The sequence below is a fragment of the Franzmannia qiaohouensis genome (genome assembly GCF_031451695.1).
GTDB classification, from domain to species: domain Bacteria; phylum Pseudomonadota; class Gammaproteobacteria; order Pseudomonadales; family Halomonadaceae; genus Franzmannia; species Franzmannia qiaohouensis.
Map to the genome: position 1 here is coordinate 68,278 of NZ_JARWAM010000013.1, position 22,631 is coordinate 90,908.

General features: G+C 63.2%; 15 protein-coding genes. 7 read left to right on the top strand and 8 right to left on the bottom strand.

The window, feature by feature from the left end:
- On the bottom strand, positions 1-774 hold the full coding sequence (locus QC821_RS16840; protein ID WP_309723945.1) for a DeoR/GlpR family DNA-binding transcription regulator: 774 nt from the start codon (positions 772-774) through the stop codon (positions 1-3).
- A 239-nt stretch (positions 775-1,013) separates the two neighbouring features.
- Between QC821_RS16840 and QC821_RS16845 the strand changes: the two genes are divergently transcribed.
- The 7 genes from QC821_RS16845 (at position 1,014) to cdd (ending at position 7,756) form a co-directional block, all read left to right on the top strand.
- Positions 1,014-1,823 carry an outer membrane protein OmpK gene (locus QC821_RS16845; RefSeq protein WP_309723947.1) on the top strand — a complete coding sequence of 270 codons (810 nt, stop codon included), beginning with the start codon at positions 1,014-1,016 and terminating at the stop codon, positions 1,821-1,823.
- A 36-nt stretch (positions 1,824-1,859) separates the two neighbouring features.
- Positions 1,860-3,134: a NupC/NupG family nucleoside CNT transporter gene (locus tag QC821_RS16850; RefSeq protein ID WP_309723949.1), complete on the top strand. Its 1,275-nt coding sequence runs from the start codon at positions 1,860-1,862 to the stop codon at positions 3,132-3,134.
- Positions 3,135-3,215: 81 nt separating this feature from the next.
- Entirely contained in the window at positions 3,216-4,010 is a 795-nt protein-coding gene (gene deoC, locus QC821_RS16855) for a deoxyribose-phosphate aldolase (RefSeq protein WP_309723950.1), read from the top strand.
- A complete protein-coding gene (gene deoA / locus QC821_RS16860) occupies positions 4,010-5,338 on the top strand; it encodes a thymidine phosphorylase (RefSeq protein ID WP_309723951.1) in 1,329 nt (442 codons plus the stop codon). The genes deoC and deoA overlap by 1 nt, the downstream gene beginning before the upstream one ends.
- Complete coding sequence (locus QC821_RS16865; protein WP_309723952.1) at positions 5,335-6,591, top strand: phosphopentomutase; 1,257 nt, start codon at positions 5,335-5,337, stop codon at positions 6,589-6,591. The genes deoA and QC821_RS16865 overlap by 4 nt, the downstream gene beginning before the upstream one ends.
- Positions 6,591-7,334 (top strand): purine-nucleoside phosphorylase, encoded by a 744-nt coding sequence (deoD, locus tag QC821_RS16870; protein ID WP_309723953.1) that lies wholly within the window; start codon positions 6,591-6,593, stop codon positions 7,332-7,334. The genes QC821_RS16865 and deoD overlap by 1 nt, the downstream gene beginning before the upstream one ends.
- Entirely contained in the window at positions 7,331-7,756 is a 426-nt protein-coding gene (gene cdd, locus QC821_RS16875) for a cytidine deaminase (RefSeq protein ID WP_309723955.1), read from the top strand. Before deoD ends, cdd begins: the two co-directional genes overlap by 4 nt.
- A gap of 162 nt (positions 7,757-7,918) precedes the next feature.
- On the opposite strand, the gene QC821_RS16880 is transcribed toward cdd, so the two are convergent.
- From QC821_RS16880 to QC821_RS16910, 7 genes are all read right to left on the bottom strand, one after another.
- Entirely contained in the window at positions 7,919-8,359 is a 441-nt protein-coding gene (locus QC821_RS16880) for a hypothetical protein (RefSeq protein WP_309723957.1), read from the bottom strand.
- Positions 8,360-8,372: 13 nt separating this feature from the next.
- Positions 8,373-8,846 carry a hypothetical protein gene (locus QC821_RS16885; protein ID WP_309723959.1) on the bottom strand — a complete coding sequence of 158 codons (474 nt, stop codon included), beginning with the start codon at positions 8,844-8,846 and terminating at the stop codon, positions 8,373-8,375.
- A gap of 221 nt (positions 8,847-9,067) precedes the next feature.
- On the bottom strand, positions 9,068-9,700 hold the full coding sequence (locus QC821_RS16890; protein ID WP_309723961.1) for a hypothetical protein: 633 nt from the start codon (positions 9,698-9,700) through the stop codon (positions 9,068-9,070).
- On the bottom strand, positions 9,675-18,662 hold the full coding sequence (locus QC821_RS16895) for a two-partner secretion domain-containing protein (protein ID WP_309723963.1): 8,988 nt from the start codon (positions 18,660-18,662) through the stop codon (positions 9,675-9,677). Before QC821_RS16895 ends, QC821_RS16890 begins: the two co-directional genes overlap by 26 nt.
- 72 nt (positions 18,663-18,734) lie before the next feature.
- Positions 18,735-20,444 carry a ShlB/FhaC/HecB family hemolysin secretion/activation protein gene (locus tag QC821_RS16900; protein WP_309723965.1) on the bottom strand — a complete coding sequence of 570 codons (1,710 nt, stop codon included), beginning with the start codon at positions 20,442-20,444 and terminating at the stop codon, positions 18,735-18,737.
- A gap of 244 nt (positions 20,445-20,688) precedes the next feature.
- Positions 20,689-21,081 (bottom strand): glutaredoxin family protein, encoded by a 393-nt coding sequence (locus tag QC821_RS16905; protein ID WP_309723966.1) that lies wholly within the window; start codon positions 21,079-21,081, stop codon positions 20,689-20,691.
- 40 nt (positions 21,082-21,121) lie between these two features.
- Positions 21,122-22,570, bottom strand: coding sequence for a hypothetical protein (locus tag QC821_RS16910; protein ID WP_309723968.1), 1,449 nt, complete (start codon positions 22,568-22,570; stop codon positions 21,122-21,124).
- Between the last annotated feature and the right edge of the window lie 61 nt (positions 22,571-22,631).

A 22,631-nucleotide genomic window follows, 5' to 3' on the forward strand; every position in this document is an offset into this window, starting at 1 on the left:
TCAGGCCACCATCACCCGTGGTGGCCGATTGGCACCGCCGGCCCGAGCGTTCAGTGCCGGCGCCGCCTTGGCATCGGTGACCACCACGTCAAACGCCGTCAGCTGAGCGAAATAGGCCGGGCGTACCACGCCCAGCTTGCTGGCATCCACCACCAGGATGCGGCACAACGCGCTCTCCAGCGCGGCCTGCTTGGGCGCCACCTCATGGAAGTGAAAGCAGCTCACGCCGCGCTCCAGGTCGACACCGGCCGCCGAGATAAACGCCTTGTTGATCCCCAGCCGCCGTACCGCGTCGTACATCTCGCCGCTGCCGAACGACTGCGAGCTGTGATGATAGAGCCCACCCAGCAGCACCAGGCGTACATTGGGTAGCGTGCCCACCGCGTTGGCGACGTTGAGCGCGTAGGTCACCACGGTCAACTCCTCGAACTCGCCGAGCATGCTCAGCAGCGGCATCAGGGTAGTGCCGCAGTCGATGAACAGCGTATCGCCCTCGTCAATGAACGACGCCGCACCCTGGCACAGCCGCTGCTTGGCCAGGTAGTGGCTGCCGCGCTGCTCGTCGAGGTCATAGACCGGCGCGAACTGCGGGTTGTCGGCCATCATCAGGTGGCCACCCAAAAAGGTCATGGCACCGTCGCTGGCCGCCACGTCGCGGCGGATGGTCATTTCCGAGACGCCGCACAGCTTGGCCGCCTCGCTGAGATGGATGGTACCGCCGCCGGCCAGGGCTTCCTGAAGCCGGGCCAGGCGCATGGCGCTTCGGCCGTTCATCTAACCGCCACCTCCGATTGATCAGTCGTGTCATACCGCCCCATGCTGAGCCAGGTGCCGATGAATTTCCACTGCGGCCCGGCCCCAGGCCTCCCACAGCGTCTAACTGGCGTTAAATTCAAGCGCACGCCAAAAAATGTTAGAAAAATAACAGATGATGTTATAGGTTTAACATCGGCAGCATATTTACCCCCGGCCCGGCCGGGACGCCAATAACGACAATCGTCTCGAGGCTTCCGATGACACTCCTACGTAACGCTTCCTTCGCCGCCTTCGGTGCCGGCGCACTGCTTGCCGTTGCCAACGTTCAGGCCGATGCCACCCAGCCGCTGTGGTCGTTCGGCAACGTTTCGCTCAACTACCTCGACTGGTCGTCCGGCACCGAGCGGCGTACCGCCGACAACGCCGCCAAGAGCGACTTCTACTACCTCGAGCTCGAGGGCGGCGTGGGCTTCGAGTGGGGCGAGTTCTACGGCTTCGCCGATCTCGAGAACCCCACCAACGACCAGTTCGACGAAGCCAGCGGCGGCAAGGACAACCTGCGCACCGCGGCCAAGGTGACCTCGCATATCTATCTGGGCGACTCGCCGTTCTCGGTCTATGCCCACGTCTACGACTTCCGCGACTACGGTTTCAACGCCCGTGAGCAGGACCAGATCCTCGGTGCCGGTTACCGCCACACCTTCGACAACGGCCTGTGGGTCAAGCCCTTCCTCGGCGCGGCGCGGGTGCAGAGCGACGGCTACACTGGCATGAACGGCTACATGGCTGGCTGGGTCGCGGGGTATGACTTCACCGCTTTCGAACAGAATTTCAGCGTCACCAACTGGCACGAGCAGACCTTCGATCGCGATGACGACTACCTGGAGCAGAACTTCGTCGGCGATCACGCCGGGGTGGTCGGTACCAACGGTGCGCTGAGCCTGTGGTGGCATCCCAGCGACCTGATCACTACCGGCGTGCAGTACCGCTACGCCAACAACAAGTTGGGTACGCCCAACGATTACCAGAACGCCATGATCTACTCCATCAAGCTCAACTTCCTGTAAGTTGCGTCCACACCAGCCTGACTCGAAGGATCTCCTATGACACTCCTTATGAGCCTGGTCGGGATGACCACCCTCATTCTGATCGCCCTTGCGTTCTCTTCAGACCGTCGTGCCATCCGCCTGCGCACCGTGGGCGGTGCTTTCGCCATCCAGGCCGGTATCGGCGCCTTCGTGCTCTATGTGCCGTTCGGCCAGGCCGTGCTCTACACGATTTCCGACGCCGTCAGCCAAGTGGTGACCTACGCCAACGACGGCATCGATTTCCTGTTCGGCGGCCTGGCCGATACCGACACCGTCGGCTTCGTGTTCGCCATCAAGGTACTGCCGGTGATCATCTTCTTCTCGTCGCTGATCGCCGTGCTCTACTACATCGGCATCATGCAGTGGGTGATCCGCATCCTCGGCGGCGCGCTGCAGAAGGCGCTGGGGACCTCGCGCACCGAGTCGCTGTCGGCGACGGCCAATATCTTCGTCGGCCAGACCGAAGCGCCGCTGGTGGTACGCCCCTTCATTGCGCGCATGACACCCTCGCAGCTGTTCGCGGTGATGTGCGGCGGGCTGGCCTCGGTGGCCGGCTCGGTGCTGGCCGGCTATGCCGCGCTGGGCATCCCCATGGAGTACCTGGTGGCCGCCTCCTTTATGGCCGCCCCGGGCGGGCTGCTGTTCGCCAAGCTGATCATGCCCGAGACCCAGGAGCCCGAAGACAGCGTCTCCGAGGCCGAGGAGCGTCTCAAGGAGGATGAGGACCGCCCCGCCAACGTCATCGACGCCGCCGCGGCAGGCGCCACCTCGGGCCTCAAGCTGGCCGCCAACGTGGGTGCCATGCTGCTCGCCTTCATCGGCCTGATCGCGCTGATCAACGGCATGCTGGGCGGCATCGGCGGCTGGTTCGGCGCCGAGTGGCTGAGCCTGGAGCTGATCCTCGGCTGGCTGTTCGCGCCGCTGGCCTTCCTGCTCGGCGTGCCCTGGGAAGAAGCGACCCTGGCCGGCTCCTTCATCGGCCAGAAGCTGGTGGTCAACGAGTTCGTCGCCTATATCAACCTGGCGCCCTACCTCGACGGCGAGCAGGTGGTCGCCGCCACCGGCCAGGCGATGAGCGCCCACACCATGGCGATCCTGTCGTTCGCGCTGTGCGGCTTCGCCAACCTGTCGTCGATCGCCATCCTGCTCGGCGGCCTCGGCAGCATCGCCCCGAGCCGCCGCCACGACATCGCCCGCTTCGGCCTCAAGGCGGTGCTCGCCGGCACCCTCTCCAACCTGATGTCGGCCTCCATCGCCGGGTTCTTCCTGGCCCTGGGGGCCATGGGCTGACCCGCGATACCATGAACGAGCGCTGCGGCCACGCCGCCGCAGCGCCACTGCACGCCTCTCTATGACGCCACGGACACTGCCATGACCGATACTCCCCTTCAGGCCGACGCCCGCCGGGCGCTGGCCCTCATGGACCTGACCAGCCTCAACGCCGACGACAGCGACGCCAGCATCGACGCGCTGTGCGCCCAGGCCGACACCCCAGCCGGCGCTCCCGCCGCGCTGTGCGTTTACCCGGCCTTCATTGCCGCCGCCCATCGCGGGCTCAGCGAGCGCGGCCTGCGCCAGCGGGTCAGGATCGCCACCGTCACCAACTTCCCCGACGGCAGCGACGACATCGCCCGCGCCGCGCGCGAGACCCGTGACGCCGTCGCCGCCGGCGCCGACGAGGTCGACGTGGTGTTCCCCTACCGCGCGCTGATGGCCGGCAACCAGACGGTCGGCCGCGACCTGGTCGCTGCCTGCAAGGCCACCTGCGGCGAGGCGACCCTCAAGGTGATCCTCGAAACCGGTGAACTGGCCACGCCGTCGTTGATCCGCCAGGCCTGCGAGCTGGCCATCGCCGGCGGCGCCGACTTTCTCAAGACTTCCACCGGCAAGGTGCCGGTCAATGCCACCCTCGAGTCCGCCGAGCTGCTGCTCGAGGCGATCAAGCGCAGCGGCGCCGATATCGGCTTCAAGGCCGCCGGCGGCGTGCGCAGCGCGCAAGACGCCGCCGCCTATCTGGCGCTGGCCGAGCGCATCATGGGCGCCGACTGGGTGACCCCGGCGCACTTCCGCTTCGGCGCCTCGAGCCTGCTCGGCAACCTGCTCGAGACCCTGGGGGTCGAAAAAGCCGTCGAGGCGCCAGGGTCGGGTACCCCGGGAGGCTACTGATGCTGCCCCAGGAGCTGATACGCGCCAAGCGCGACGGCCAGGCGCTGCCGGCCGAGGCGCTGCGTACTTTCATCCAGGCCATCGCCAGCGGCCAGATCGGCGATGCCCAGATCGGCGCCTTCGCCATGGCCGCCTACCTCAACGGCATGGACGACGCCGAGACGGTGGCGCTGACCGAGGCGACCCGCGACTCCGGCCAGGTGCTCGCCTGGGACGACCTCGACCTGCCCGGTCCGGTGCTCGACAAGCACTCCACCGGCGGCGTCGGCGATTTGGTGTCGCTGGTGCTGGGCCCGTGGGTCGCCGCCTGCGGCGGCCATGTGCCGATGATCTCCGGGCGCGGCCTGGGCCACACCGGCGGTACCCTCGACAAGCTCGAGGCGATCCCCGGCTACGACATCGGCCCCGACCAGGCGCGCTTCCGGCGCCTGGTCAAGGAGGTCGGGGTGGCGATCATCGGCCAGACCGCCGACCTGGCCCCTGCCGACAAGCGCCTCTATGCGGTGCGCGACGTCACCGCTACGGTGGAGTCGATGCCGCTGATCGTCGCCTCGATCCTGGGCAAGAAGCTGGCCTGCGGCCTCGATGCCCTGGTGATGGACGTCAAGAGCGGCAGCGGCGCCTTCATGCCCACCCACGAGGCGTCGCTTGAGCTGGCCACGCGTATCGCTGAGGTCGCCAGCCAGGCCGGCACGCCGACCACTGCGCTGGTCACCGACATGAGCCAGCCGCTGGCGCCCTGCGCCGGCAACGCCGTGGAGATCCGCGAAACGCTGCGCCTGCTGCGCGGCGATGCAGGCGACAGCCGGCTGCTCGAAGTGACCCGCGCCCTGGCCGTGGAGATGCTGCTGCAGGGTCGGCTGGCCGAGGATCGCCATGACGCCGAGCATAAACTCGAGCGGGCGCTGGCCTCGGGCGCCGCCGCCGAGCGCTTCGCGCGCATGGTGGCCGGGCTCGGCGGCCCCGCCGACCTGCTCGAACGCCCCGCCCGCTATCTGCCCGAGGCGCCACTGCGCGTCACCGTGCACGCCGAGGCGCCGGGCATCGTGCAGCGCCTCGACACCCGCGCGCTGGGCATGGCAGTGGTCGAGCTCGGCGGCGGCCGCCTGCAGGCGGGTGCCGCCGTCGACCACCGCGTCGGCCTCAGCGAGATCGTAGCCATCGGCGAACACGTCGACGCCGAGCGCCCTCTGGCGGTGATTCACGCCCGCGACGAGGCCAGTGCCGAACGCGCCGTCGCCCAGCTGCGCGCCGCCATTACCCTGGGCGACGCCGCCGCGACGCCGCCCACGCTGATACACGACGCTATTCGTCGGGAGGCTTCATGACCCGTGCCATCGTCCTGGTGCTCGACTCCTTCGGCATCGGCGCCGCCCCGGACGCCGCCGCCTTTGGCGACGCCGGCGCCGACACCCTGGGCCATATCGCCGCCGCCTGCGCCTGTGGCGAAGCCGACACGGCGCAGCGCACCGGGCCACTCGCGCTGCCCAACCTGGCGCGCCTGGGGCTGTTCCACGCCCACCGCGACAGCAGCGGCAGCCTGGCAGCGGGCGTGACGCTGCCCGAACGGGTCGAAGGCGCCTACGGCCACGCCCGGGAGATCTCCTCGGGCAAGGACACCCCTTCCGGGCACTGGGAGATCGCCGGCGTACCGGTGCGCTTCGAGTGGGGCTACTTCGAGGACGAGCAGCACAGCTTTCCCGCCGCGCTGCTCGAGGCGCTGATCGATGAGGCCGGACTGCCCGGCGTGCTCGGCAACTGCCACGCCTCGGGCACCGAGATCATCGCCCGGCTCGGCGAAGCGCACGTCGCCAGCGGCAAGCCCATCGTCTACACCTCGGCGGACTCGGTGTTCCAGATCGCCGCCCATGAGCAGCACTTCGGCCTCGAGCGCCTCTATCGGCTGTGCGAGATCGCCCGCGAACTGCTCGAGCCCTACAATATCGGCAGGGTGATCGCGCGGCCCTTCGCCGGCGACGACGCGGCGAGCTTTCAGCGTACCGCCAACCGCCGCGACTACAGCGTCGAGCCACCCTCGCCCACCGTGCTGCAACGGCTGCATGACGCCGGCGGCGAGGTGGTCTCGGTGGGCAAGATCGCCGATATCTACGCCCACTGCGGCATCAGCCGGGCGGTCAAGGCCAGCGGCCACGATGCGCTGATGGACGCCACCCTGGCCGAGGTGGCGCGCAGCGCCACCCGCGCGCCGGGCGAGCGGGTGCTGATCATGACCAACTTCGTCGACTTCGATATGCTCTACGGCCACCGCCGCGATGTGGCCGGCTACGCCGCAGCACTCGAACACTTCGACGCCCGCCTGCCCGAGCTGCTGGCACGCCTCGACGCCGACGATCTGCTGATTCTCACCGCCGACCACGGCTGCGACCCCACCTGGCGCGGTACCGACCACACCCGCGAGTACGTGCCGGTACTGGCCCGCGGCGCCGGCCTGGCCCCGGGCCCGCTCGGCGAGCGCCACAGCTTCGCCGATATCGGCCAGAGCCTGGCCAGCCACTTCGGCCTGGCGCCCATGGCCGACGGCGAAAGCTTTCTCTCTGCCCCCATCAAAGGAGCCTCGTGATGGCCACTCCGCATATCGACGCCGAACGCGGCGACTTCGCCGACACCGTGCTGATGCCCGGCGACCCGCTGCGCGCCCAGTACATCGCCGACACCTTCCTCGACGACGTGCGCCAGGTGAACCGCGTGCGCAACATGTACGGCTACACCGGCCGCTACAAGGGCCGCGAGATCTCGGTGATGGGCCACGGCATGGGCATCCCCTCGGTCTCGATCTACGCCAAGGAGCTGATCACCGACTACGACGTCAAGACGCTGATCCGGGTCGGTTCCTGCGGCGCGGTGCGCGATGACGTCAAGGTCCGCGACGTGGTGATCGGCATCGGCGCCTGCACCGACTCCAAGGTCAACCGGCTGCGCTTCAACGACCACGACTTCGCCGCCATCGCCGACTTCGAGCTGACCCGCCATGCGGTGGATGCCGCCGCCGCCAAGGGCGTGCCGGTCAAGGTCGGCAACATCTTCTCCGCCGACCTGTTCTACAACCCGCAGACCGAGATGGTCGAGCTGATGCGCCGCTACGGCATCGTCGGCGTGGAGATGGAGGCCGCCGGCCTCTACGGCGTGGCCGCCGAGTTCGGCGCCCGGGCAGCAACGGTGTGTACGGTGTCGGATCACATCGTGCGCGGCGACTCGCTGTCCAGCAGCGAGCGCCAGAACACCTTCGATGAGATGATGGAGATCGCCCTCGAGGCGGTACTGCGCGACGACGCCGCACGCCACTCAGCAGGGAGAACGCCATGAGCGAGGTATCGCGGGATATCGTCGAACGCCTGCGGGAGATCCAGGGGCACGCCTATGTGCCCTACTCCCAGCACCCCGTCGCCGCGCTGGTGGAGAGCGCCGACGGCAGCCAATTTCTCGGCTGCAACGTCGAGATCGCCAACTACAAGGGCCTGTGTGCCGAGGCCTCGGCCATCGCCGCCATGGTCGGCAGCGGCCGCCAGCAGATTCGCCAGGTCTACGTGATGGGCCCCGGCGAACACCTGTGCACGCCCTGCGGCGACTGCCGCCAGCGCATCCGCGAATTCGCCGGCCCCGACACCCGCATCGACGTCCTCGACGCCAACGGCCGGCCCCTCAAGTCCTACAGCATGGACGAACTGCTGCCCGACTCCTTCGGGCCGGAGAATATCGGCAAGCCCTCGCCGATGTCGCCTGGGTGATAGGTGGGGGTGGCCATGGGTGGGATACAAGCTGAAAGCCGTAATTGCCGCCTTCGAGCCAAGGTGTGCTGCAAAAAAGCGTTGGCCTAACCTTCAGACCAGATGCACCGCTCATAAACTGCATATCAACCTCTCCCCAAGAGCCCAGCTTAAGCCGTGAAATCAATCACATCTTTCAGCCACAAGCCGAGGTTCATCAGCATCTACGACCTGCATGTTGACTTGGTAGCCATCCACCAGACCGATTGCCTTATAGGTTTTACCGGCCTCTGCAATGAAACAAGCCCTCATTGGCTGGGGAGAACCACCATGTGCATACAGGGCCACAACCCGTGTTTCCCCAGGTGCCAGTAGTGCTTCTGTAGGATACAGGCAGCGGTGGTAGTCAAACTGTGGCTGATAAGTTGACTCGCCATTTATTGATGCCAGTGTGATTATCGGCCCCTGTGCCACGCAAACTCCTGGAGTAGGCAGCTCTGTTCCTATTAGTCGCGCCCTTCCTTCCTCACCAAGCTCACCTTGATAAGCCTGGTACACTATATTGGCAGCACATCCTTGCAGCATCACCAAAGTAGCTATGGCCACGGCCAGTCTGATTTTCATATCTCTTGTCAAGTTATACACAGCGCTTTTCATCCGCCACAATATATGGTTCCGAACCAATAAGGCCGCCCACTTGCTCCCCACTATCCTCATCCTCGAACCATATCCTGAATTGACGCCTACTAACTTCAAATTTTGCCACGTAGGTATGCCCTGGTTGAGCGTCTAGCCATAAGGTAGTATAAGCAATCGGCATTGCACTCCCTCCTCTATCCAAGCGTAATTTAACGTGATGCACACCTTTGGAAACCACGGCTTCGCTAATTCTAGACACCTCCCCTGTCGAATATCTAAAGACCTCTCCATCTACACATACCATTCCAATACTATACAACATCCCAATAATGGGCGGCCGGATAATACTAGGGGCAGTCACGATACGCGCATACTCTTCCGACGGAGTTCCCTCTGGAACGCCCATATAAGATATAGGCGCACACCCTGAAAAGACGAGCACTCCGAAAATAACAGCAATTAGCTTTTTCATAACATTTCCCTGCGTACGTGTAACAGACTCAGCTCTCTATCACTGGAGAGCAATTTAATCCGGATGTCAGCAAATAGCAGATCATCGCCGGGCCCAAGTCAGCAAGTTGCCGTCGACCTGAGTGCCAATTTTACGGATATCGCGAACTTCGTCGCGCTGGTGGCGGCCACTACGCAAAAGCCTGCTGCTCCGGCCCGTTGCAACGCGAAGAGCAATAGCCTTCAAAAGCTAATCCGCCCTTGCCCCGGACCACCATACGGGTCGGGATATTCCTGTTCTTCGCGCTGCATTCGCTCCAACTTGTCACACCGGGCTACGCACTCAAACCAAGGCTGGCCAGACCAGTCACCAGTATCATCAATATGAAAGAATGAGGTCTTATCTACCGATCTTTCGTAGTTTTTAATATGCTGCCAGCCATAGGCCTCTCCAGAACTTTTTACATACATCATCAACAAAAAATCACCTTCATCTCTTTGTCGGCACCGATCAATCGTTCGCTGCGATGTTCTTCCAATATAGGTATCGCACCTCATTTGCTTATGCCTTTCTGAAAAATCAACCGAGTCCATTAGAAACCTATTCCCGATACGGTATCTAACAAACCAAGCATCATCTTCCTCAAGCGCAGGAGAAGAATGTCCAAGAGAATTATAACCCCCCATTACGGGGCCTTCTCTACTCTCACCCACTAGCTTAAATTTTGGGTAGTTTTCCGGATCGACTAAAAATCTATCCGGCCGAGCAGAAAATGTTCCTTGCCCAAACTGAGCGACTTGATAGACAGAGAATGGTACGCACGCCGCAAGCCCCATAGCTACAGACAGACTAATCACTAGTTTCAATAAATTCATAATAATGTCCAAATGGATGTTGCCAAGGCCACGCAGGCACTACATTAGCATCCCAATTAAATAATAAGCCCAATCGTCCCCCATTGATCAAGTCCCAGCTTCCTAGCGTTACTTCCGCATTTGGAGGCGCTACGATACCAAGCGGCAAGGAGTGCAAGTATGCCTGCTCCACATGGCCATAACGTGCAAGGTAAGCAGCATCACCTGTTCCCAGACTATGGCCAGTAAAACTGTTATATTCTGCGGGACGTGCTGTATCGTAAAGATAGTTTCTGACGGTATTAGTCGGTAGCCCTTGATATGTCAAAGCTGTATCAACCGCATCAAAAACGGTGTGTCCAAATCCTCGATGTAGCCACCCTCTTCCTCCGACATAATCGCTCTGTGAAAACTGCTCATCCCGCCACTTATATCTAACTTCATTCTCATCAAGGATAGAGTCTCCTGCAATAGAGCTCGCCATCAATAACCAATTCAATTCATCAGGATTCACCCCCAATTCTTCCGCCACCTTTCTCTGAGCATCCGAAATTAAAGGCTTCATGCCGACATACATGGCTGTTTTGGCAAAGTCCATAAAGTTGGCTTCGGCCAGGAATTTGCCTGCATCTTGTGTGAGCGTGATAGGGTTATCGTAGTATGTCCCCCCACTCAGATAGCCCGTAAAGCCGCCGGTAATGCCACCTCGCCAAGCCGCTTCTTGCCAGTCGCTACCCTGGCTGAATGCGCCCACGCCACTACCCACTGCACCACCCGCCATGCCGGAGAGAATGGCATTGCCGGAGCCCGCAGCAATCGTCGTGCCACTTGCCGTCGTGGCGCCTGCAGCAAAGGTCGCTTGCGATCCGGCGGCGGCTCCAGAGAGGTTACCGACCATGCCGCTAACAGCCCCCGCTGTGTAGTAAGAAACCACCGCCGTCAGAATAGTGCTTGCTATCGGACTCAGGCCGCTCTGGCTATAGCTCCACTCGTCGCGGAAGGCTTCGATGCTCTCCCAGGTCACGTCGTCTCGACCTTGTAAGGCCTGAAGCCAAGCGAGATCCGGGTTATTAGCAACGGTACGCTCAATGGCCTGATCGAGGCTTTCGTCTCCTCGGGCAGCATAGAGGGCATGAATACCCTGCTCCGCCTCGATCAAGATTTCACCCTGCGCGACCAGCTCATTCTGGCGCAGTGTCTCCCTGGTCGTGCCTTCACCACTGGCCGATTGGCGCACGAAGCTGCTGCGGCTGCGCTCGTGGGATTCCTGGCGCAGGTCGCTGGCCATATCGAAGGCGATATTGCCGCCGCTAAGCAGGGCCAGGTCCTGGCCGGCGTCCAGTCTTACGCCCCGGTAGGACTGGTCGCCGCCGCTGACGAGGGCGATATCGTTGCCTGCATTGATCTGGGTGCCGACTTCGCGGATATCGCGGACTTCGTCGCGCTGGTGGCGGCTGCTGAATAGGCCGCTGCGGCGGTACTCGTAGAGGGAGTAGTCCTCCTCCTGGGCGGTGAGCAGGTCGATCCGGTTACCGGCCATCAGGGCTGCGCTGCCACCGGCCTGCAACTGGCTGGCGGTGAGGCGTAGATCGTTGCCGGCTTGTAGGTTCAGGTCGCCACCGGCCTCGAGGGTGGTGGATTGCACCCGGGTCTGGCTGTCGATGGTGTGGGTGCGCCCCCGGCGCGTCTCTTCGTACTGCTGGGAGCGCCCAGCGTCGAGGCTGATATCGCGCCCGGCGGAGAGGGTCAGATCGTCGCCGGCATTGAGCTGGGCGGCACGAGCGGTGATGTCCTGCCCGGCGAGGAGCGCGAGGCTGCCGCCGATCTCCAGCTGGGTGCCGATCTCTTCACTCTCCCGGGTCGTGTTGCGCCATGAGCGTAGGCTCTCTTGCGTCGTCAATGTCTCAAGGCTCAGGTCGCGACCGGCACTGAGCAGGCCGCTGCCCTGGGCACTGACGTCGACCGCCGTGAGGGTGAGATCACGCCCGGCGTCGAGTATCAGGTCGTTACCTGCCGACAAGCTCGCTTCACGCTCCAGTTCACTGCGCTTGCTTATGCCACCCCAGCGCGTCTCGTGGCTCAGGGTGCTAGTGATATCCAGGTCGCGACCGGCGCCGAGCCGAAGATCACCGGCGCTGTCGAGGTCGGCACCGACGACGCTCAGGTCGCGGCCAGCGGTGGCGCTCAAGCGGCCACCAGCCTCGGTGACGTACAGCCCGGCCAGGCGCTCCGAGGTGCTGGCCAGCGTCAAATCGCGCCCAGCCTGCAGCGCCAGTGAGTCGCCGGCGGTTATCTGGCCACCGATATTGTCAAGATCGTTGCGTGCGTCGAGGTCGACCCGATTACCACCGATACGGCCGCCCAGGTTGGCAATGTTCTCCGCCGTCAGCGAGACGAGCTCACGGCCGGCCAGGGTACCGGTATTGGCGATGTCGTTCTTCACATCCAGCGCCAGGGAGTTCCCGGCAATCAAGGTGCCATCGCCCTGCAGGTCGCCCTCGCGAACCCGGACATAGACCTGGGGTACCAGGACAGTGACGGTGGAGCCATCCTCTAGGGTCACGGTTTGCTCAACCAGCCAGACAATATCGCTGGTGAGCTGGGCCATCTGCTCGGCAGTCAAAGCCACGCCGGGACGCAAGCCATGCTGCTCGGCGAAGGTAATGCCAGCATTCATCAGTGCCCGATACTGATCGTCATCGTTGCCATGGCCTGCCAGGTAGCGCTGCCCGGTCAACTGCATGATCTGCTCGTTGACCACGCGCTGCTCGTAGAAGCCATCGCCCAGGCGCTTATGGGTCGTGCTCGGATCACTCTGCAGGGCATTGAGCATATAGTCCGACCCTAACCACTCACGCTGGTTGGTGAAGCGAGGATCGGTCTCGACCAGATAGTGAGCCGTAGGTGCGGGATTGACCTGGAAGAGGCTATTGGCCGGCAGGTTGATAGTGGGCATCACGCTGCGGATCACGCCGAGTGGTGCAGCATCCGCAGGACTCGCCGAGGATCGCCCCACCATGTCGTTGAGAAGTGCCGTCAACCGCTCGACATCCCCCTCGTCGAGAGAGTGATGGCTCGCCACCAGCCTCTGAATATCTGCCGGCATGGCGGCCAACCCTTCGAGGCCCTCCCTCACACTCGCTATCCAGTCACCGAGCGCCAGGCTGCTCTCGGCGTTAGCTACGGGCGGACGCAAGGCGGGCACTTCGATCACGCTAGCACCAGACCTGTTGGTCTGGAGACTTACCTGAGCGCCATTCGCGCCCTGAGCAGAGGCGTTTAGGGACGCGGCACTATGAGCTGCCAGTTGAGTTCCACTGCCGGAGAATGTACCGCCTTCTCGCACCTCACTGGCAGGCATAAGGAACGTCTCGGAGGATTGACCCGTGTGAGGTTCCCAGTCGGTATAATAACGATATGTGACACGTCTAGACGGACACCCCTGCTCTCCACAATCCTGCTCGCGCCTTGTGGAGGTCGAGCTCTGCCGCCTCATGCCCGTCTCATCGAATATACGCTGCCCCGTCGCTTCGATATTACTCAGGTTGACCAGATCTCCAGATACTTCCCCTCCGGCAATAATCCGGCTTTTATCATTAAGCAAATTGCCACCGGAAAGATGGATATCTCCACCCGCCAATATCTGCCCTGGCTGAGAGTGCACTACTTGGCTTTCATATTGAGTGCGTTCGATATCATATTCCGTCCAACGCGAGACGGTTACCCCGCTATCTCGATGACGATAACGACCGTAGTTACCGCCACTCACCCAAGTAAATGCACCTACAGGCAGCTTCTCGTCCCATCCTTGCGGCTGGATATAGATTCCTTGCGGCAAATCCGCCACCTGCACCAACTCGGTTTCGAAATGCTCATTGGTGTTGTCTAGCCGTGCAGTAGACAGGCTTAGATTGCCAAGCGCCTCGATGGTCGCGCTGGCGTTGCGCACCCGCCCGGCCTGCCCCCTGGCCTGGCCGCTGCCGTTCAACGAGCCGCCGATGGCCATATCGCCAGCGCTGAAGATAAGCGCGTCATCGCGATTCGTCAGGTTACCCACGCCGAGGTTCAGTCGCTCGCGGGCGGCGATCACGGCGGCCTGTCCGTCTTCATTATCGTTGTTAAGAGTACCTGCCTCGATTCCCAGCCGATCGCCGTAGATACGCCCGCTACCGAGATTTTCGAGCACATCGGCTGCGATAAGGGTCTCTACCCCGTCGATCAGGCCGCGATTGGTCAGGTGCCCGGCATCGATATGGGTAGTGGTGCCGGAGAGCTCGCCACTGGCGGCATTGATCAGGCGTGCGGCATCGATGTCGAGGGTTTCGCCAGCCCTCAGCTTACCCCGGTTGTCGATCGTGCCCGAGGAGGCAAGGTGTAGATCGCCCGCCGCCATCAGCTCGCCGCCCTCGGCGAGGGTGAAATCGCTGGCCAGCCGCAGTGCCAGGTCGCCCAGCGACAGGACGCGGCCATCGCCGGTCAGCTTTGCCGTCGTCAAATCGAGGGATCGGTCTGCGATCAGGGTGCCATCGCGGTTATCGATGTCATTGGCGCGTATGGCCAGCGTATCGAGGGACGAGATCAGGCCATCGCGGTTGTTCACGCCTTCATCCATCTGGATGTCGGCCAGTCGGTCGGCGCGGATGGTGCCTTGGCGGTTGTCGAGCTCACCGGCCTCCAGCTGAATCGCGCGCGCCTCGATGCCTTGATCGTCGCCCTGGGTCTGGCGATTGCTTACCTGGCTCGCGCTTACCTCCAGCGTCTTGCCGGCGCGAATCAAGCCGCCCTGATTACTCAGGGTGCCGCCGATGTCGAGGCTCGCGTCACCCAGGGCCTGGAGTTGGCCACCACGGTTGTCGAGGCTAGCAGCCGCGAGTTGCATATCGGCTTCGCTCAGTAGTGCGCCGCCGTTGCGATTGGTCACGGAGCTGGCCTGGAGGTCGAGCCTCGTGCCGGCACCGATCAGGCCCGCCGTGTTGTCGAGACCTCCCACCGTCAACGACACGTCGCCTTCGCCGAGGATCGTGCCAGCCTGCGTATTGAGCAGCGCCTTGTCGTGGGTGTCGAGAGAGAGATCGCCACCCGCTTGCAGCGTGCCGCCGGCGTTGTCGAACTCGCCGCTGGCCAGCTCGAGCGACTCCCGAGCGGCAATCAGACCACCACGGTTGTCCAGGCTGCGCGCTTGAGTATCGAGGTCTGTCCGGGTAGCAACGATCTCTCCGTCGCGATTGTCGAGGGCACGACTGACCGAGGTCAGCTCACCGCCTGCTTCAACACGGCCCCGACGGTTATTGATGGCCCCAACGATATCCAGGGCGAGGTCGCCCTCCAGGGTAGCGAGCAGGCCATCGACGTTGACGAGAGAAGTGGCCAATAGCGTGGCGTCGCGGGAAGCCAGGACGCGGCCTCCGCTGTTATCGAGTCGTCCGTCGGCGTCGAAGAACAGGCTCCCGCCAGCGAGGATCTCACCTTGCCGATTGTCCAATTCACCGCTATCAAGGCTGAGGTTTCCCGCCGCCTGCAGCATGCCCGAACGATTGACGAGATCACCGGCATCGACCGAGAGGTCGGCGTGGCTAACGATCCATCCTTCACGATTATCCAGCTCTTCGTAAATCGCCAACAGCAGCTCGGCATCATCGCCATACTGCGACATCTCACCCCGGTGGTGACTGAGTCGCCCGGCCTGAACGGTAATGCGCTCGGCGCTAGTAATGGCCCCATCGAAGTCGATATTGTCGGCCGCCAGCATCAGCGAACCCTGGCTGGCGATAAGGCCATCGCTGCCGTCTAAACGCGTGGCATCGACCTGCGCCACGCCGTCCCCCGCATGCACGATCTCGCCGTCTGCATTGGTCAGTGTCCCAGCGATATCCAGAGACAGGTCACCGGCGGTTTCCACCCGGCCCTGGGTATTGTCGAGCGCCCCTGCCTCCACCGTCAGTTGGCCTTGCAGTGCACCCAGCATTCCCGAACGATTGTCCAGCGATGCCGCGCGCAGCGCGATGCCTTGCTCGCCGATCAGGTCACCGCCGCGGTTGTCGACGCTGCCGGAAGCGGTAACGCTGAGTTGACCGCCAGTAACGATATCGCCATCGCGGTTGTTGAGGCTGCCGGCATTGATGGAGAGATCGTCCACCGCCTGCAGGGTGCCAGCGGTATTGGTCAATGCCTGGGCAGTGATATCCAGCCCAGCGTTGCCGGCAATCCGCCCTTCGCTGTTGTCCAGCGCCTGGCCGATGCTAAGCGTCAGGTCATCGGCATCGCCGAACTGCTGCATCTCGCCCTGGCGGTGGCTAAGGTTCTCGGCGTGCAGGGCGATGGACTCGGCGCTGGTTGCGGCGCCATCCAGGACGATATCCTCGCCACGCAAGGCAAGACGCCCTTGGCTAACGATCAGTCCATCGCGGCCGGCGATATGCGTGGCGTCGATCTGCGCCATGCCGTCACCGGCATGCACGATGTCGCCGTCTACGTTGGTCAGAACATCGGCGATATCGAGGGTCAGATCGCCGCCATTGACGCTTATCAGGCCCGCGGTGTTGTCCAGCCCGTTGGCCGCAACGTCGATCCGCGTCGCCCGCCATTGCCCCTGGGTATTATCGATATCGCCGCTAGCCTCAACGGCGAGGGCATCGCCGGCGACGATATCGCCATCGCGGTTGTTCAGACTACCGGCGTTGATGGTGATATCGTCCACCGCCTGCAGGGTGCCGGCAGTGTTGCTCAGTGCCTGGGCGGTGATATCCAGCCCGGCATTGCCGGCGATCAGCCCACCGCTGTTGTCCAGCAATTGGCCGATGGTAAGCGTCAGGTCATCGGCATCGCCGAACTGCTGCATCTCGCCCTGGCGGTGGCTAAGGTTCTCGGCGTGCAGGGCGATGGACTCGGCACTAGTGGTGGCGCCATCGAGAACGATATCTCTGGCATCCAGCGTTAGATCGCCCTGGCTGACAATCAGGCCATCGCTGCCGGCGATATGGGTGGCATCGATCTGCGCCATGCCGTCACCGGCATGCACGATGTCGCCATCTACGTTGGTCAGGGTATCGGCGATATCGAGGGTCAGATCACCAGCGCTTTCCAGGCGGCCCTGGGTGTTATCGAGCTCGTTCAGCTGCGCATACAAGTCGCCGCCATGGGCACTGATCAGGCCGGCAGTGTTGTCCAGCCCGCTGGCGGCAATATCGATACGTTCGGCCCGCCATTGCCCCTGGGTATTGTCGATATCCCCGCTGGCCTCAACGGCCAGGGCATCGCCGGCGACGATATCTCCGTCGCGGTTGTTGAGGCGGCCGGTGTTGAGGGTGAGATCGTCCACCGCCTGCAGGATGCCGGCGGAGTTATCCAAGGCCTGGGCCGCAATATCGAGTCCGCTATTGCTGGCCACTCGCCCCGAGGTGTTATCGAAAGCGTCCAGCCGTAACGCCAGCGATGGCTCACCAAGCTGTGCGATATCGCCGCCGATATTGGATAGGCTGCCAACATCGAGAGTGAGCCTGTCGGCGACGACCCTGGCACCGTCGGTACGCAGCGTGCCAGAGGTTCTCGTGCTGAGCGCTTCTTGTGCAGAGAGGGTCGCGCCGCGGGCATCGATCCCTGCTTGGCCCGCGGCGATCTCGATCTCGCGGGCTTGGGTGTGGCTGTCACGCAGTGCCACGGTCTCCGCCTGGGCGTAGAACCCGCCAGCGGCGATATGCTGCCCGCTGCCGTCGATGCCCTGGGTCGCCGACATCGTGAGGTCGCCAGTGGCGTTCCACGTCCCATCATCGCGCATGCCGGCGGCGAGCAGGGAGCCGCTGTCGCTGCTCAGGTCAACCGCCGATAGCTTAACGTCGTTCCTGGCAGTGATCGTGCCACTATCGCGATTGGCCAGCTCGCCGCCACTGGTCACGACGAGTGTGTCACCGGCGCTCATTGAGCCGTGGTTGGCGATGTCGTCGCGGCTGGCTAGATGCATATCGCCTTGGGCTGCGATCTGCCCACGATTGGTAATGCGTCCATCCGCGGCGACCACGATCTCACCGGCGGCCATGTCACCGGCATGATGGACACCGACACCCCGCTCGGTGGCCATGAGATGGATCTTGCCGGCGTACATTCCTCCCAGATGGGCCACGTCGATGGCGACGTCCGGTGCCGCCCCCCGGCCGTCGATGGTATCGATCGTCTGGCGGTCGGCGCTGATGCGATTGGCACCGGCGACGACCTCGAGCTCCTCTGCCCATACCCCGGCCTGAACCTCGGCGGCACGCGTGAGAATGGCGGCATAGTCGGCATCGCCGGCGTCGAAGCCATTGCCGTGAATCCTGACCGAGCCACCCTCGACGCGGTACCCCTCCAGCGCGCCGTTGCGGTATTGAGGCTGGCCGGTGGTCAGCGTTATGCCCTGGGCGTTGATGAAGCCGGCCCCGTTGACATCGATACCGGCAGGGTTGGCAATGACCACCTCGGCGCGTCTGCCGGCGACCTCTACGGCACCATGCAGCCGGCTAGGATTCGAGGAGTTGACTTCGTTGACGATGACCCGGGCCTCGCCGTTGGCGAGATTGGGGTTGCCCTGCACCCAGCCACCGATCTGAGTCGACGCTGCGCTGCGGGAGTTGTTGAGGATCGCGCCCTTGCCATCCACGTCGAACTGGCGATAGGCGTTGCGTGACACGCCCTTGGCATTGGGGGAGGTGATATTGACCTGTGGGGTGCCATTGGCGCTGTTCACGACATGCGGGCGTTGGCTACCTGGGGCACTGAGATCGGGGGCGATCTGGGCATGAACCGGCACTGCCACCAAGCCGAGCGCCAGCATGACGCTCCAGGTCAATGGCCTGAAGGAAACCAGCAGTGGGCAGCGTACGATCGGCGCTGGCGGTATGTGGCAACGAGGCGTTGCGACACCCTCCTGGCCTTCCGAGCTGGCGGCCTCGGAAGCGACCACCCAGTGCCCCTTGACCTTGTTGAAGATTAGGCGATAGCAGTGTCGGTTCATTCCCTTTCCCTCACATGCAAACGATCCCTATTTGCATATCGACCCGTTAACAACGGAACTTTAGGCCTGTCGTTAAAACGCAATATGCACACTGAAACCAAGGTCATGGCTGTCGCTGCGAAACCCATCCGGCTGGATGACCGGCGTGGCGACGAAGACGTCGTAGTTGACGAAGTGCAACAGGTTGCCTCGCAGACCGAGCGCCACTCCCCCTAGCTCCTTGCCGAGCAGCCATTCGCTGCTCGGGCCACCGACCCGGCCATAGTCGAGCCCGGCATAGAGCGCCTGACCACTCCCCCCCAGGGGCAGCTCGAGTTCATTGCGGATCAACCAGCCGCGATCGGCTGACAGCCCGGTATCGTTAAAGCCGCGCACGGTATAGCGCCCCCCGATGGAGAAGCGCTCCAACGGCGCCAGGGGGGTGAAATTGTGCTGCAGTCGCCATTGGCCAAGGTAGCGCAGTGGCTGCTCGCCCACCGCGAACGGCACCTTGAGCTCGGCATCGGCGGTGACGATTTGAAAGCGCGACGTACCTTCACCGAACGCTTCTCCCGGTGCCGGCAGCGAGCCGAATGCACCGGTTCCTCGCTGGTAGAAGAGCGCCGAATCGAGCGTGGCAGGCCCCAGAAACTCTCGATGCTCGATCCCGGCTTCCCAGCCTCCCACCCGGCGGCGCTGCACCAGGACTTCCTGGCCATCGATATGGGTACGTGAGCGATTCTGGAAGCCACCGAGCGATGCAGTGATCTTGCGCGAGGCATCGCGATGGATGACCCGGGAGAGATTGACGTTGATATTGTCACTCACGCCTTCGTAAACGATGTCCTCGAAGGCACCGGCGACGGTCTGGTGGTAGTCGTAATCGCTGTATGTCGCGCCTAGGTTCCAGTACCCCCAAGGCACGGAGTAGTGCACGGTGCGACTGCGGTTGCCGCGTGCACCGGCGTCACCACCGCCCAGGTCCTTGCCCAGGTGAACATAGAACAGGTCATTGATACCCAGCAGGTTGTCGTAGGCCACGGTCACACCGCTCTGGTAGCGCCCAGTGGCGTCGCTGCCACTGTCGTCGACCGACCAGGCGGGTCGTAACGGCCGCCCCTGACGATAGTCGATAACCAGATCGCTGTGGTTGGGCGTCTCACCCGGCGCGATCTGGATATCGACATCCGCAGAAGGGAGACGCTGGAAGTTCTCCAGCGCCTGCTCGATATCGCGCAGGTTGAGGATATCGCCCGGGCCGGCCGGCACGGCATTGCGTAGCGTGGCATGCGAACGCTCGGGATCGGCAACCCGCAGGCTAGCGATACGGCCGGGCAAGAGCGTAATGGTGAGGGTGCCATCACTGAGGTCCTGAGGCTCGACGAGTACCCGGCTGGTCACGTAGCCACGCTCGATCAACGCATTCTGGGCACGCTCGAGCACCAGGTTGATACCTTGGGTCCCCAGGCAGCGCCCAACGGGCGTATCGTCCCCGCCGTCACCGGCCACCACGGCATCGAGCCATGCAAAACGCTGAAGCGCCTCGCCCTGCCACTCCAGCGCATCGATGATGAAACATGGCGATTCATGATCAGGAAAACGCCCTACCGCTTCCTGGGGCACCGACAGCCGGACATCCGGCCGCGTCTCCAGGCGCTCCTGCAAAGCCCGATCACGCTCGCGCTGGCGTAGCAGCTCGTCATCGAGGGCCAATTCCTGTGCCTTGATGTCGGCGGCAAGCCCGGCCAGCAGCAATAGCGCAGACGCCCCTAAAACGCCGCGGCTCGTTTGGGTGACAAACAACGCTCGATCCTCGTACTGACCCAAATCGCCTGCAAGTACGGGTATCGGTGTCGACGCTGCCTAGCCTGTGCCAACCACGCCTGGCGCAATCAAGGGAGATCGACGCCAATATCCGGGTGGTATAGGCGTGCTCCCCCTATCATCGGCAACATTCACGATTTCTTTAGTAGAAAATGACCGCGGATGCCAACTCCACCCAGCGGTCAGCCACGGGTCACTGTAGCGATATTTCCATCCCGGCGGCTCAAGCCGCCCCGAAGCGCTTGTGCAGGTAGGCGTTGATGGCGTCCGACTCATAGAGCCACTCGACGCTGCCATCGTCATGGGTGATATGCAGGCACGGCACCTTGACCTTGCCGCCACCCTCCTGCAGCGCCTGGCGGTGGTCGGGGTCGAGCTGGGCATCGCGGATTTCGATCTTGAGCCCCAGCCGGGCGATCTCCTTGCGCACCTTGATGCAGAACGGGCAGGTGCGGAACTGGTAGAGCGCCAGGGACTCACAGGCACGATCCACGTCGGCTTGCTCCTCATCGGTGCGTTCGACGGCCTGCGGCGTGCTGAGCTTCTCGGCGATCAGCATCACCGGGGCCAGCAGCAGTCTCAGGGTACGGAAGAAATAGCGTAGTACGAGCCTCATCGGCGAGTCAGTCCTGTCGGAAATGTCGAGCCACAGTCTATCACTCTCGGGCGCCGGCGTTTGCTGCCGGGTCGCGGCCGGTGGTCGCAGTCGAGGCTGGCTGGCCGGGCTCGGCAGGCTCGATATCGACGATCTTGGAGCGGCTCATTACCACCTTCCAGCGCTGGATCAGCGGCTCGCCGTCGCCCTGCACCTCACGCGTTATCAGGTTGATCAGGTGACGCTTCTCGACGCTCTCGCGCACCACCTGGCCATCCTTGACCCGGTAGACATGGTGCGACGCCTTGTCCATCAGCCGCGAGAGTACTGCCAGGTCCAGGGTCAGGGTTTCGCGGGTCTGCTCGTAGCCGCTGAGAAAGCGCGTCGGCGACATGCGTGAGCTCGAGCGGTAGTGCAGCACCATCTCCTCGCGCTGGGCCACGTTGCGCTTGCGCGCGGTCTTGATCGCTTCATCGAGCTTGGCGAAGCGCTGGTAGTCGAACCACTCGAGCTGACGCCCCACCAGCTGGTTGCTATGCACGTCGTAGTACTGTCGCCGCCACTTGGGTCGGCCCTTGCGCAGCCAGCGCCACAGGGTGGTACGCAGGTCGTCCTTGAATACCTCGCGCAGCGCATAGAGCAGCGCCAACACCAGCACGAACAGCGCAGTGATATCGCCAATGCTCTCGCGGGCCTGAAGCAGGCCCAGCGAGACGAAGATCATCACCACCGCGGTGGCCAGCCCCTTGACCGCCTTCTCCTCGCCGCCACCGAGCTCCTGGGTCTTCTCCTTGAGGGTTACCGGATACTCGATCAGCCGCCGCAGCAGGCGCATCTTGTTGGAGATTCGCGTGGGGTCGCGATTAACCCGCGCCGAGTTGTACTCCTGCGCCTGGCGATAGTCGCTTTCCGCCTGGCAGATCGCCAGCAGCCGTGCCTTGTTCGACTTGTAGTGGCGGTCGCGGGGCAGATGCGCCACCAGCGACAGCAGCCGCTGCTCGGTAAACCACGACAGATAGTTGTCGACGTTGGCGAAATACTTGAGCAGTCGGGCGTCCTCCGGCCGCGAGCGACGCAGCCGCTTGAGAATATCCAGCGCCAGCTCGACCAGCTCCTCGATACGCGCCTGGCGCGCTGCGGCCTGGGCCGCCGCCTCGTCCTCGTCGCGCTCCTCTTCGCGCTTGGCATCATGCAGCTCGCGGCCGCCGCGCTCGAGTGCCGCCACGTACTGATAGGCGTAGAGGCTCAGGCTGAGGCGATACTGGTCGCTGTCCAGCGAGCCGCGCCGCGCCAGCCGGCTAAGCACCAGCGGCAGCTGGTGGCGGTCACTGTAGTAGGTACGCTTGACGTGGATTGCGCTGTGGTAAAAAGCATTCTCGGCGATGACATCGGTGGACAGGCCAAGCTCGCCGGGCACGAACAGGTAAAGATCCAGTCGATGGGTGGTCGATTCGCGCAGCACCCGCGAAATCTTGAGGTTAAAGCCTTCCTTGCGTTCGACGCTAACCATCACTGCTCCCTGGCGGACACTGCCCTGCCCCTCGTTTATACCATGAACCGACGGCGCCTGA